Origin of the sequence: Pseudoalteromonas gelatinilytica (genome assembly GCF_001641615.1) — a bacterium.
GTDB lineage: Bacteria > Pseudomonadota > Gammaproteobacteria > Enterobacterales > Alteromonadaceae > Pseudoalteromonas > Pseudoalteromonas gelatinilytica.
This window is the reverse complement of sequence record NZ_LRRU01000008.1, coordinates 82,629-95,912: the sequence shown is the minus strand read 5'-3', so window position 1 is coordinate 95,912 and position 13,284 is coordinate 82,629. Positions and strand designations below refer to the sequence as shown.

Sequence of the window (13,284 nt, the reverse complement as noted above, 5' to 3'; positions counted from 1 at the left end):
GGGAGCAAAGCTCCCTCTTAAGCGATTATTCTTGGGTTACAGTTGCGACATTGCCATCACCTAATTGAGTGATAACAACTGTGCTGTTAGAGCCAATCATTGAGCCTTCAACAAGGTTTGCGTTGCCGTCTTGTACAACGACCAGTGAGTTACCCTCACCACCTAGCAAGAATGCACCTTCACCGATACCTGCAACCAAGTTCTCTGAGCCTGTTTGGCTAATATCTACAGAGTTGTTGCTACCTTCCATAATAAGGTCGATTGCATTCAGTTCACCAACTTGTGTGAAAGCGACTTGGTTGCTATTGCTATCAAGTACGCTTGCAAACGTTAACGCAGCTTCGTTTAGGTCACCTAACTGGTTAATTGCAATGTCATTATCGTTTGAAGATAGAGATTGGTCTGGGTAAGAAGACTGTACTAGAACCGTGTTTTCATTGCCGCCTTGAGCGATATCGACGTTATTGTCGCTACCATTGAAGTTAGCAACGTGAGCACTGTTTGCGTCACCAATTTGGTTAGCAACAAATTCATTGCTATCGCCAATTGCACCTAAGTACACATCATTACCGTTACCATTTTGGAACGCAGTGAGTTCGTTGTCGTTACCAATAGCATCTAAGCCAGCAGTATTGCTGTCATGCTTTTGATTGACCAATAATGTATTGCCATCGCCAACAATCACGCCTGACTCAAAGCTGTTGCTGTTACCTTCTTGATCAGACTTAACTTCGTTGTCATTGCCTGTGATTTCTGCAACTAATGCGCTGTTAGAGTCACCATCTTGCTCAAACTCAACTTCGTTATAATCACCATGCAGCGAAGTAAGCTCAGCGCTGTTGAAGAAACCTGTTTGGTCAATAGTAATTTCATTGCCGTTGCCAATTACTTCATCAGAGGTAAACGCATTGAAAACACCTTCTTGCATTACTTCGATGCTGTTGTCATCACCTCTAATTACATTGAACGTTGCTTCATTTAGTAAGCCGCTTTGCTCTGCGCTGATTGTGTTGCTGTTACCTTGTAAGTCAAAGTTGTAGAACCAATGGCCGCCATCACCTTGGGTGACAGTTGCGGTATTTTCATCACCCACCATGATATTAATTGCTTCATTATTAATACCAAAAAAGCCAGCGCCTTGTTGTTCAACGCGAATAGCATTACCGATACCAACGGTTTCAGACAATGCGCCATTCATGGTGCCGTTTTGGCTGTGCGAAACCGTATTATCGTCACCTGTGTTGTAGATAAGAGATAAGTTTGATGTTTGTGCTTGGCTTACTTCAACCATGTTGCCATCACCCACACTGACTGTTTCTGCACGATGACCTGTACCTTGTTGAGCAATAACCGCCTCGTTACCAACACCGGTAACCGATACTTGATCTAGGGTAATTGAGTTTGACACACCCAGTGTTGATACTTGGCTTGCAAGCTCCGAGCTAGATTGAGCTTTATCATCTGTGTTTGCACTTGCTGCGAAGCTTGAACCTAACGCAATAGTGATTGCACAGGTGAGTAGAGACTTTCTTAACTTCATGATTATTTCCTTTAAATTATTATTAATCAAAGCTCTAAAATTATTATTTTCGCTTTTAGAACCATGTACCAGCATGCCTTGCCGGATTAATTTATGTGATATTCAACTGTTAGCTAACAATCAGAAGTGAATGAAGCAACGTTGTTATTTGTGACTATGAGGTCATACAAATAACAAGGAAATTACTTTAGACAGATTTGGAATAATATAAAATCATCAGTTTTTGTGGTTTTTATAAATTATTTATTTTCAATTGGTTATGTGTGTTTGTATAGGTTTTAGTATGGTTTTTTATTTAAAAGCAGTAAAAAAGTTGGAGAAATATTAATGGATCATTAAGGGTGCTTTTTTCACAAAAAAGTGTGAATTGGACGTATTTTTATTGATTCAATCAGCAAAAAAGTATGGATTTAAACTTAGCATCATTTTTTTTCTTGCCTGTTATCTGCAATTTGCCATTTATGAAATATGCCACGTGATATTCATCATTCAGAAGTAATGAGCTTTGGTGGTCGAGTCATAGCGATTCGATCAGTTCAACTAATTATGGATAGTAAATATGAAAACTAAATTATCTGTATTAAGCCTAGCCTTATTACCATGTTTAGGTGCTGCACAAGTCAGCACACCAGCAAAAACAACCGTCGTTGGTGCAAGTGAAGACTCTGTACTTGTTATGTATAAAAAAGGCACCTCTGCTGCAATGCGCGCCCATGCTCGTAGCTTAGTTAAAGCCACCATCAGCGATATCAACAAAGATGGTGTCGATGATAACTATTCAGCTATTTTGTCTGGCCGTTTAGCTAAATTTAAAATTGCAGGTATGAGCAGCAAAGAAGCTATCAAGCGTCTACAAAACCATGCTGCTATTGAATATGTAGAGCCTGACTACCGTGTATCGATTGCGAGTGTACCTAATGATCCTGATTTTTCGTCGCTGTGGGGTTTACACAACGAAGGTCAAACAGGTGGTGTCGTCGATGCTGACATTGATGCAGTTGAAGCATGGTCAATCTCAACCGGTAGCCGCGAAGTTGTTGTTGGTGTAATTGATACCGGTGTTGATTATAGCCACGAAGATTTAGCTGATAACGCATGGATCAATCCTGGCGAAATCCCGGGGGATGGTATCGATAATGATGGTAATGGTTATATTGATGACGTGCACGGTATTAATGCGATTACCGACTCAGGTGATCCAATGGATGACCAAGGCCATGGTACTCACGTATCGGGCACAATCGGTGCGTCTGGTAACAACGGCACGGGTGTTGTCGGTGTAAACCACGAAGTATCAATCGTGGGTTGTAAATTCTTAAGTGCAGATGGTACGGGTTCAACTTCTGATGCAATTAAATGTATCGATTACATGGTTGATCTTAAAAACCAAGGCGTAAATGTACGTGTTTTAAATAACAGCTGGGGTGGCGGTGGCTTTAGCCAAGCACTGGCAGATGCTATTACGGCAAGTGAACAAGCTGATATTCTATTTGTAGCGGCAGCGGGTAACGATGCGGTTGATAACGATCAAAACCCTCACTATCCGTCAAACTACGAGCATGACAGCGTGTTATCAGTAGCCAGTACTGACAACAGAGATAACATGTCGAGCTTTTCACAATGGGGTTTAACAAGTGTTGATTTAGGTGCACCAGGTAGTGCAATTCTATCAACGGTACCGGGCAATGGTTACGCTAGCTATTCTGGTACATCAATGGCAACACCACATGTTGCAGGTGCAGCAGCACTCGTGCTTTCGATCAATCCTGACTTAACAGCGCTTGAACTTAAAGAGTTGTTAATGAATAGCGGCGACCAAAATGACGCGCTGCAAGGCAAAACAGTATCTGGCAACCGCTTAAATGTAAATCAAGCGCTTGAGCAAGCTGATCCAACACCGAGCTTCAAAATTTCAGTTTCGCCAAGTTCACAGCAAATTACCGCTGGTGAAACAGCAACCTATACCTTTGAAATCGGTTCAATCGCCGAGTGGGAAGGCGTTGTTAGCTTAGCTCTTCAAACTGATTTAGCGGGCGCTACACTATCGCAAACAGAAGCTGTACCAGGTGATGTAGTTACACTTACCGTACCAACACAAGAAGCAACAGCATGGGGTAGTTATAGTTTTGTTGTTGATGCTACATCAGGTGAGTTAGCGAAACAAAGCAGTGCGTCATTGTTTGTTAACCCTGTTGGCTTAAATGACTTTACTTTCTCAAATGAAACACCAGTGTCTATCCCAGATAACAATGACACGGGTATTGATTCGGTGATTACGGTAGCTGATGAACTGACTGTGTTCTCAACGGATGCAAGTATTGATATTGCTCATACTTACATTGGTGATTTAATCGTTACATTAACGTCGCCGCAAGGTACAACGGCAACACTTCACAGCCAGTCTGGCGGCGGTGCAGATGATTTAGTACAAAGCTATTCGCTGGCTAACTTTAATGGTGAAGTTGCGACAGGTGATTGGGTACTTAATGTCAAAGACGTACTGTCTGCTGATACCGGTACTTTAAACAGCTGGTCACTGACGTTTAGCGCCATTGGTGAAGTGAGCCCGCAGCCACCACAAGCAGGCTTTGCATTTGAAACATCAGGCTTAAACGTCACTTTCACTAACACCAGCACAGATAGCAATGACGATATCGTTGCTTGGGCGTGGGATTTTGGTGACGGTGCATCATCAACAGATGCTGATCCTATGCATACTTACGCACAAGCAGGCAGCTATGAAGTGACGCTAACTGCGACAGATAGTGAAGGTCAAACAGATACGTTCACGCAAACGGTTGTGGTATCTGATGTTGAAATTGAGCTATCGGTTAAACGTGCTAACAAAACACGTTTAGGTACTATGCGTGTTGATTTAAGCTGGCAAACTGTGGCTGATCAAGTAAGCATCTACCGTAATGGTGAACTACTTGAAACAGTCGCTGATCGTGGTTTCTATCGCGATGTAGAGCGTAAAGCTGAGTTACCAAGCTATGAATATCAAGTGTGTGTATCTGATACTGTTTGTTCTAACCCAGTGACAGTGTCCTTCGACTAACATTGTTTCACTGCTCAAAGCCCAGTTTCCCCACTGGGCTTTTTTTATTGTTTCGCTTTCTTATATTGCGTAAGTAAAGCGAGTACATGCTGTTGACCAAATTGTGCTGCAAATGCTTCGGCGGTTTGCCCTGCTTTATTCGCATGCTCTGTGTCACAGTCTTGTTTCATTAACGTTTTAGCGATGCTAAATTCACCTCTAAAAATTGCGGCCATCAATGCGGTGTTGCCGCGTTTATCTTCAAGGCAAGCATTGGCGCCTAATGCTAACAGTTGGTTTACCGTTTGTTTGTGACCATGGTAAGTGGCAATCATCAGCGCGGTATAGCCTTTCTCATTAACACTGTTGATTGGTAATCCGGCCTCAACAAATTGTTCAATGATGTCGTTCTCTGCGGTTCGCGCAGCAGCAAAATAATAAGCAAGTAAGGTTTGATATTGTGTCTGTGAATCGGTTTGCTGATCAGCATTAACAGGGTTGCTTGTTAATAAAAGGCTCAGCAGTAGAAAAGCAAAAATACGCATAGTTAACTCCTAAAAAAGAGGAAGGGTATGCCTTCCTCATCAAGGTTGGGAGAGTGAATTAAAGTGAGTTTGCTAGTTTTTTCACGGTTGCTAGGTTACCGCCGACGGCTTTGGTTAAGCGCGTACCGTATTCGCTGTCTGCTTTGTAAAAGTGGCTGAGCATAATGTGCTTTATCTTGCTATCTTTTACCTTCCCTAAATCACCCGCTAAGTTGTTGATCAGGTTAGTACGCTGTTGTTTAGTAAAGCTTTGATATAACACGCCAGCTTGAGCAAAGTTTTGCTGTTTTTTAATCGCTGCTTGTTGAACATAGCCAGCCAGCTTCGTTTGTGCCTTACGAGCAACTGGGTTTTCTTGCACGTTTTCATGGCTTGGCTGATAGTTCACATTGCTAGTAGTATGGCCAAAGTTCATCGCACCGTCTTGGTTGTAATTAACCACTTCTACTTTGGCGCGGTTAATTGGCAACTGCTGGTGGTTTGCACCTAGGCGATACATTTGGGTGTCGGCATATGAAAACACACGGCCTTGTAATAAACGATCTTCTGATGGTTCAATACCCGGAATGATATTCGCAGGGGCCATAGCGACTTGTTCTGTTGCTTGGAAGAAGTTGCCCGGCATACGGTTTAGTGTCATGGTACCTACTTTGGTCTCTTTAACACCTAACCACATTTTTGTTGCATCTAACGGGTTGTAATCAAAGTCATCCAGTTCAGATGGGTCTAATACTTTGATATATAAATCCCATTTCGGGAAATTACCGTTATTGATTTCTTGGTACAGATCACGGGTTAAATGCTGAAAATCTTTACCTTGTACTTCAGCAACTTGCTTAGCATTTAAGTTTTCAATGCCTTGCTGGCTAAGCCAATGAAATTTTACGTATTTTACGTCACCGTCTTTGTTGACCATTTTATAAGAATGCACCCCAAAGCCATCCATTTTACGCAGGCTTGCTGGTGTTCCATGGTCACTATAAACCCATGTCAGCATATGTGTTGAACCTGGTTCATGTGAGAAAAAATCAAAAAAGCGATTTGGATCTTGAATGTTATCAACCGGAGATGGTTTTAATGAATGCACCATATCTGGAAATTTAATCGCATCACGAATAAAGAATACCGGTAAGTTGTTACCCACTAAGTCCCAGTTACCTTGATCTGTATAAAATTTAGTAGCAAAACCGCGTGGGTCACGTAGAGTTTCAGGGCTACCTTTACCGTGAATAACCGATGAAAAACGAACAAATACCTCTGTTTCTTTGCCTGCTTGTGCAAATGGCGCAGCAATGGTTAGGTCTTCAAGGTTTTTACTCGCAACAAACACACCATGTGCACCTGTACCACGAGCATGAACAACACGCTCAGGAATTCGTTCGCGAGCAAAACGTTGTAGTTTTTGAATTAGATGAACGTCTTCAAGTAAAACGCTGCCACGCGGGCCAGCTGTAATAGAGTTTTGGTTGTCACCCACAGCTGCACCATTGTCTTTGGTAAGTGTAGCAGCAGATGCCGGAAGGCTGATTGCAAGAGCAAGTGTGCTTAAAGTCAGTGTGCGATTAAATTTCATAATAAACCTCTTCATAAGTCACCAAGGCATTGGCGTTTTGTTGCAGCCATTATATGAAGGTGTTTTTATTTGGTAAAACTGATTGTTTCTATCGTTGTGATAGGTTTTAACTATTAATGGTGGGCTTAATTTAATTTGTATTACAAAATGAAGTCTTCGCTAAAACTGTGTATAATTTGCGCCCTTTAAATATCTGTTCACGTGTCGTATTAATGTGGGGTTGCGAGTGAAAGCATTGCTGAAACAGCATGGTGTAATTTTTATTCTTCTAAGTATGCTAACTGGGTTAATGGGAGCATTTGTTAACCCGTTGATGAGCTTATTCATTGTAGAGGGGCTGCAAACACCGCCCGTGTATTTAGGTGTTTATATGGTGGTGGTCACCATTACTGGGTTAGTTATTAGTCAGTGGCTAGGTGGCATGGCTGATAAAGGCACCAGTGCGCGAAAGTTATTTATGGTGGCTGTATCAGGTATGGTGTGTGCGTTAGTGACCTTTGCGAATGCCACTGCATTTTGGCAAGTCTTGCTCGCAGGCGTGTTGTTTCTTGCGATGGGCAATGCAGCAATTCCGCAAATGATGACTGTGGCAAGACAATGGGCTGGGCGCCAACAGAACATCGACATTACCAGTTTTAATTCGCGTTTACGAGCTGCTATTTCCTTTGCTTGGGTGGGCGGTCCGCCGCTTGGTTATTTGTTAGCCGCTGGAGGCGAGTTTAGCCGCTCGTTTTACTTTGCTGCGGTGTGTGCCTTGGTTGCGCTAATCTTCGCATTTAAGTTTATTCCTGACTACAGCGCTAAAAAATCACAAAATGGCAGAGAGCCTGCAGCCGCAGCGAGTTTATCATTTTGGTTGTTGGGTTTAGCTATTATGCTTGGTTCAACGGGCAATATTATGTATTCATCGGCACTGCCGCTTTATAGCATTACTGAACTAGGATTTGCTGAACATACACCGGGGCTGTTTATGGGTGTGGTGGCACTGTTAGAAATTCCTATCATGCTGTATGGGGCAAAGCTTGCTAGAAAATACAGTAAAGTTGCGATGCTTGCGGTGGCATTTTGTTGTGCCATTGTATTTTATTTAGGGGTGTTTTTTGCCACTCAAGTATGGCATTTAATCGCGTTGCAAGTTTTAAATGGGCTGTTTTACGGTATTTTTGCGGGCATTGGCTTAACCGTATTACAAGATCAGCTCCCCGAACGAATAGGGTTTACCTCAGCGTTTTACACGAACGCCATTAAACTGGGTGTTATGTGCGGGGCTGGGGCAACAGGGGTTGTCGCACAGTTTTATAGTTTTAGGTTTGCAACCCTTGGCTCTATGCTAGCTGCAAGTTTAGCCCTTGGATGTTTAATGTTGTTTAGTTATGTGAAGCGCCAAGAGCAGCAAGAAGCTGTTATGCCAGTACTGCAAGAAGGCTTAGTTGAGTAACTTGATAAAAAACCGAGCATCGGAGCTCGGTTTTATTATTTTTAGTAATTAGGCATTAGCCATTGGCGATTTGATCCAGTAAATGCATGACTCGTTCACTGGCTGCTTCCATCTTATTTATGTGATTAATCGCTGCGTCTTTATTGCCTGTTTGCAGCATGACTAACGCTTCAACACCATTGCGATGAACTTCACGATGTGGCTCTTCTAATTGACGATAAGCATTGTGCTGTTTGAAGCTACTTGATTGCTCTGAATTATACCATTTACCTAATCGGCACATAGTGTGATCTGAAAAGTCATCAATCGACTTGTTACTTGTGCCATTAGCAACCGCATAGACTTCACCTTTCCAAACAATGTGATCTAGTTTTACGGTTTGCACGAATGAGCGCGTAGCAGCATTAATAATGGTTTCTTTCATCGAATCACAGTGGCTCATGATTGAACCATAGTCATTGTTTAGCGTATCAAAACTTGTTGAAAGCTGAGTATTATTTTGCTGGATATCTTCAACTGAGGTCACCGTTTCGCTGGTTTTGTTGATGATCTCTTTTACTAGATCAGACACTTCTTGTGCTGATTTATTGGTGTTGGTTGCAAGCGTACGCACTTCGTCGGCAACAACGCTAAAGCCACGACCAGCTTCACCCGCTCGGGCAGCTTCGATTGCGGCATTTAGCGCAAGTAAGTTGGTTTGATCAGAGATTTTAGAGATGGTTGATACAAAGGTGTTGATGCTATCGGCCATATCAGACAGACCCGTAATGTTACTGGTCATGCTGCCCATTTTGCCTGCCATACTCGCCATTTCACTGACAATATGTTGCAGGGCGTTATTTGAGTCGTTTAATAGTTGGCTTATTTGTAAAGTAACTTGGCTTTCTTCTTCGATAACAAGGTATGAGTCGAGTACAGTTTGGCGTACGCCCTCAATTTGCGTGATACATTCAATCGAACTATTCAATAAGTTGGCAAGGAAGAGTTGGTCTGCATCATCAGCTTGCTGATGTAATTTTGCTTCTAAGCGTTCGTTTTCGTCACGTAATACGTGATTGTCGGCTTTAAGTGCCTCAACTTCAGCTAATAGCGCGTTGTATTGATCTTGGAGTAAAGAGTGGCTTTTGCTAGAGACAAACATGTATGTTCCTAATTTATATGGTTAAGACTTATACCAATCCTGATTATAGATCAAAGTATTAACTTATTATCAGTGTTTTTTATTAGAAAGAGGGTAATTACGACTATATGATTAAGTGTAGTTGAAAAAATTGGTTATTAAAGCCGAAAAAGCCCAGTAAATACTGGGCTAAAACGAGGGAGGAGAGTTAAAAGAAAGAATATTTTAACGTAAGCGACGTGGTACGGCCGTTAATAGTACGGGCACGGATAATGTCGTTATCTGGTACTGAGCCTTCTTCTGCTTCTGTGATACCCACAGTGTCGAACAGGTTGTTCACGTTAAGCGAAAGACTTAAGTTTTCAGACAGGTTGTAACTTACAAAGCCATTCACTTGTGTATAGCCATCAAATTTAAGGTCGTTACTGTCTTGTGCGTAAGCATCCGTTGTACCAATAAAGCTAAGACCAGCAGCACCTTTGTCAAAGTTGTAAGTTGCCATTAGTGAGTAGATTAGGTCAGCTTGACGACGTGGTGTATTACCGACTAACTCTGGCGATAACGCATCTTTAGCAATTTCTGCGTCTGTCCAAGTAAAATTACCACGGAAATCCCAATCACCAACGTAGTAGGTTGATTCAACCTCAATACCTTTTGCTTCGTACTCGCGGTCGAAGAATTTTTGTGATGTTGCTTCAAAGTTTTGCTCTTCAGTTTCTGCGTAGAACGCTGTAGCAAAAACTGATAGCGAATCAAAACGTTTTTTCACACCGATTTCGTATTGGTTTACTTCATCAATTGCATCCGCTTCGGCAACTGAGCCGTCAGCTTCTACTTTACCGAATAGTAAGCGGTCTGCATTTGCGCGGCCGCCTTTACTTAAGCGGGCAAATGTCGCAAAGCTTGGATCAATTTGGTAGTTCGCACCAATTGAGTATGAGCTGTAGTGCCAGTCGTAGTTAACAATGCTTGGGTTCGCGTTATCAATACCAACAACACTTTGCTCAGGAATTGAGATAGTACCGTCGCCATTCATATCAATAGTCGATGTTACTGCACCTGCGTAGTTACCGCGTGCTTCACCTGAATCATAACGAGCACTTGCATCAATGCTTAAATCGCCAAACTTAGTGGCTAAGTTAATGTAAGGTGCGCGTGTTTCGTATTCAGTATCGTAGTTACGTTGACAGCAGTTACCCCAGTAAGGTGTGCCATAAGCGTACAAGCCATTATCTGAGTAGCTGTCGCCATTTGCAGCGTAAACGTCAAGTAATGCAGCGTTGTCGCCTTTAAGCTCCATAACATATGAGTTCCAAAGCCACGACATATCGATTGATTGGCTTGATGCAAAGTAACCAAAGGTTACACTGGTGTCATCAGAGAACGACTTAGTTAATTTAAGGTCATTAACAATTGAACCCATGTCATTTAGCGTTACATCGAATGTGTGAATACGCATTGCTAAATCGTCATCGCCATAGGCTTCGCCTGCTGAACCGCCATTGGCATATACAAGTGATGCACCATCACCAGCAATACTAGAAGCGATAGAGCTTGCAGATGCAACTTCTGCAGGAATAAGAGAAATAAAGTTACCGCTTACTGATGATGTTCTAAAGCGGTTTTCGATACGCCAGTCGTTTTCTAAATCAAATGCTGCTTCAAAACCTACCGAGGTAACAACTGGGTTCATACCATCGGTCATATCGCCCGTGCTGATTTGGTTATCACCATTTAAACGCAGCGTTTGTGTGAAAAGTGCTGAATGCGGCGTATCTGATTGTGAATCAAACCCTGGGATTGAGTCACCATTTGAATACATAGGCATAGGTAGGTAACCTACGCTTTTATCATCGAGGTGTTTAAAGTACACACGTACATAACCGGCATCAAACTCTTTGGTTAGGTTTGCCTTAATTTGGCCACCTTTATTAGATGTATAACCAGTTTCACGCGGGCCTTCGCCTTGGCGAACAAAGCCGCCAATGTGATAGCGCACACTGTCGTTTAGGTAAGTACCATACTCAAAGTCTGTACGAATTGAGTCATAATCAAGGCCAACAGTGGTTGATACACTACCTGACTCGTTCTCACCCGTTTTTGAAATAAAGTTGATAATACCACCTGGGGCATCACTTGCTGCTGTCGACGCTGAGCCACCACGGATTGATTCAACACTTTGTACTGTTGAATCTAAGCGCATGAAGATATCTGCGTTACCAAAGGCAATATCGCCAAACTGCATAACAGGTAAGCCATCTTCTTGCAGTTGCAAGAATTTAGCACCGCCCGATGCAACCGGTAAACCACGTACCGCGATATTCGCATTACCTTCACCGCCCGTCGACTCTGAGCGTACACCCGGGATTGTTCTGAATGCTTCTGCGGTAGAGCGTGGTGTTGATACTTCAATTTCAGCTAATGTCACACTGCTAACCGAAGAACTCGATGCCATGATGGTTGTACGGCGTGGTACACCGGTTACAACGATTGTTTCAAGGCCGCTTTTTTTAGCCTCAGGTTGTGCTTGTTCTTCTGCGTGTAAGTTTTGGCTTACTGCTAATGCAAGCGCGCTTAATGTGTAAAGGGCATGTTTGTGTGTTGTCATAATGTGCCTCGTCTCAATCCCAGATGGTTTGTTGTCTAAATTGCTATCTTAATCGATTAAGCAAAGATAACAATAATTTTACACAGTGCAAGTCTTTTTAGTGAAAAACTTGCACAATTTATGTTCGATAATTGATTTTTAACGATTTTTAATTAGTGGCTTAATGCACTGTGCTGCGCTAAAGCTTGCTCAGCAGGGTTACGTAAGTAGTTATATAGCATGGCTAAAAACAGTAAACATGCGAAACCTGTTGCGAGATAAAAGCCGTAACGAATGTGGCCAAAGTAGTCGCTGATCACACCCATTAATAATGGGCCTGCAGCAGCCGAAAGGGCGGTAAAAAACAAAATAACCCCAGCAACAGCTCCGTGCTGCTGCACCGCAAAGCAAGAAATACCCTTTGAGTTTAAAGTGGGGTAGATCATCGACATGAATAGCCCAGATAAAGGGAGTAAGAATACCGCCCAATCAACACCGCCGAAGATTAAACCTAAATAACACAGCGCAATTCCTAAGCTTAAATACAGCATTGCCGCTTGCCAGCTTAAGTGGTTTAACAGCCACACCGCTAAGAACCGCCCAGCAGCGCGTAAAATGAAAAATAAAGTCAATGCATAGGTTGCTAGCAATTGCCACGGGCCGTTGTAATCACCAAGAAGAGTAGGCATCCAAACGTATATTGCCACTTCGGTTGCAACATAAAGAGCAATCGCTAGCGAAAAGCCCAGTGCATATGGGTTTTTCATCATACTCATGGTGGTTGCAAGAGAGGCCGGTTTTGCGTGTTCTTCAAGCTTTTTAGGTTTTGGATAATCTGCACGCCAAGCAATTAAGGTTAAAATTAAACATAAAATCCCAGCGATAACGTAAAGGTAGGTCCAGCTAACCTTTTGGGTGATTAAAAAACTGACAAGGGCAGGGCCTACAATGGCGCCAACACCAAAGAAACCTTCGACCAAATTCATGGTTTTTGTGTGCTCTAAATTGTTTTTAGAAATATCACCTAACAGTGCCAAGGCGCCAGTTTTAAATAAGCCAATTGCAAGACCAATACAGCTAAGCAGCACTACAAATATGCTAAAACTACTGCTAACTGAGAACAGGAAACAACAAATAGCGAAGATGCCAAGTCCTAGCATGATGGTTTGTTTGCGACCAAAACTGTCGGCTAAAAAGCCTAAAAACAGGCCGCTAAAAGCAATTAAAGCCATCGGTGCATAATGAAAGGCACTGGCTTGGGTCATAGTTAAATTAAATTCATTGATAAGCTCAGGTATGATCATACCAACTGCATCAGAGGTCATCGCAAACATAAAAAACATCATGTATGTCAGCCATCTAATGGTTTGCAAAGGGTCGTGTGTTCTACTCATTGTTGTTTCCCCACCGAAAGGTCTGCGCCTTTACTATGTATATTAGTGTA

Annotated in this window: 8 protein-coding genes; 2 read left to right on the top strand and 6 right to left on the bottom strand. The window is 42.5% G+C overall.

Annotated features, from left to right (window positions below; translation table 11 throughout):
- Window positions 1-25: 25 nt before the first annotated feature.
- Complete coding sequence (locus NH153_RS04195) at window positions 26-1,540, bottom strand: curlin (RefSeq protein WP_063701303.1); 1,515 nt, start codon at window positions 1,538-1,540, stop codon at window positions 26-28.
- A 559-nt stretch (window positions 1,541-2,099) separates the two neighbouring features.
- On the opposite strand from NH153_RS04195, the gene NH153_RS04190 reads away from it, so the two are divergent.
- Window positions 2,100-4,598, top strand: coding sequence for a S8 family serine peptidase (locus tag NH153_RS04190; RefSeq protein WP_063701300.1), 2,499 nt, complete (start codon window positions 2,100-2,102; stop codon window positions 4,596-4,598).
- A gap of 44 nt (window positions 4,599-4,642) precedes the next feature.
- On the opposite strand, the gene NH153_RS04185 is transcribed toward NH153_RS04190, so the two are convergent.
- Together NH153_RS04185 and NH153_RS04180 are read right to left on the bottom strand one after the other, a co-directional pair.
- On the bottom strand, window positions 4,643-5,122 hold the full coding sequence (locus tag NH153_RS04185) for an ankyrin repeat domain-containing protein (RefSeq protein ID WP_082873987.1): 480 nt from the start codon (window positions 5,120-5,122) through the stop codon (window positions 4,643-4,645).
- A 58-nt stretch (window positions 5,123-5,180) separates the two neighbouring features.
- Window positions 5,181-6,695: a catalase gene (locus NH153_RS04180; RefSeq protein ID WP_156503613.1), complete on the bottom strand. Its 1,515-nt coding sequence runs from the start codon at window positions 6,693-6,695 to the stop codon at window positions 5,181-5,183.
- A 226-nt stretch (window positions 6,696-6,921) separates the two neighbouring features.
- Here NH153_RS04180 and NH153_RS04175 point away from each other — a divergent pair, with 226 nt between their 5' ends.
- Window positions 6,922-8,133, top strand: a complete 1,212-nt coding sequence (locus tag NH153_RS04175; protein ID WP_240494351.1) for a sugar efflux transporter — start codon at window positions 6,922-6,924, stop codon at window positions 8,131-8,133.
- Between the two features lie 55 nt (window positions 8,134-8,188).
- On the opposite strand, the gene NH153_RS04170 is transcribed toward NH153_RS04175, so the two are convergent.
- The 3 genes from NH153_RS04170 to NH153_RS04160 form a co-directional block, all read right to left on the bottom strand.
- Window positions 8,189-9,274 (bottom strand): methyl-accepting chemotaxis protein, encoded by a 1,086-nt coding sequence (locus NH153_RS04170; protein WP_063701293.1) that lies wholly within the window; start codon window positions 9,272-9,274, stop codon window positions 8,189-8,191.
- A 187-nt stretch (window positions 9,275-9,461) separates the two neighbouring features.
- A complete protein-coding gene (locus NH153_RS04165) occupies window positions 9,462-11,861 on the bottom strand; it encodes a TonB-dependent siderophore receptor (RefSeq protein ID WP_063701290.1) in 2,400 nt (799 codons plus the stop codon).
- A gap of 152 nt (window positions 11,862-12,013) precedes the next feature.
- Window positions 12,014-13,234: an MFS transporter gene (locus NH153_RS04160; RefSeq protein ID WP_063701287.1), complete on the bottom strand. Its 1,221-nt coding sequence runs from the start codon at window positions 13,232-13,234 to the stop codon at window positions 12,014-12,016.
- Window positions 13,235-13,284 lie beyond the last annotated feature (50 nt).

What these genes read in the sequence shown, in the direction of transcription:
- NH153_RS04195 (WP_063701303.1), bottom strand. Translation starts at nt 1,540, where the DNA reads ATGAAGTTAAGAAAGTCTCTACTCACCTGTGCAATCACTATTGCGTTA.
- NH153_RS04190 (WP_063701300.1), top strand. Translation starts at nt 2,100, where the DNA reads ATGAAAACTAAATTATCTGTATTAAGCCTAGCCTTATTACCATGTTTA.
- NH153_RS04185 (WP_082873987.1), bottom strand. Translation starts at nt 5,122, where the DNA reads ATGCGTATTTTTGCTTTTCTACTGCTGAGCCTTTTATTAACAAGCAAC.
- NH153_RS04180 (WP_156503613.1), bottom strand. Translation starts at nt 6,695, where the DNA reads ATGAAATTTAATCGCACACTGACTTTAAGCACACTTGCTCTTGCAATC.
- NH153_RS04170 (WP_063701293.1), bottom strand. Translation starts at nt 9,274, where the DNA reads ATGTTTGTCTCTAGCAAAAGCCACTCTTTACTCCAAGATCAATACAAC.
- NH153_RS04165 (WP_063701290.1), bottom strand. Translation starts at nt 11,861, where the DNA reads ATGACAACACACAAACATGCCCTTTACACATTAAGCGCGCTTGCATTA.
- NH153_RS04160 (WP_063701287.1), bottom strand. Translation starts at nt 13,234, where the DNA reads ATGAGTAGAACACACGACCCTTTGCAAACCATTAGATGGCTGACATAC.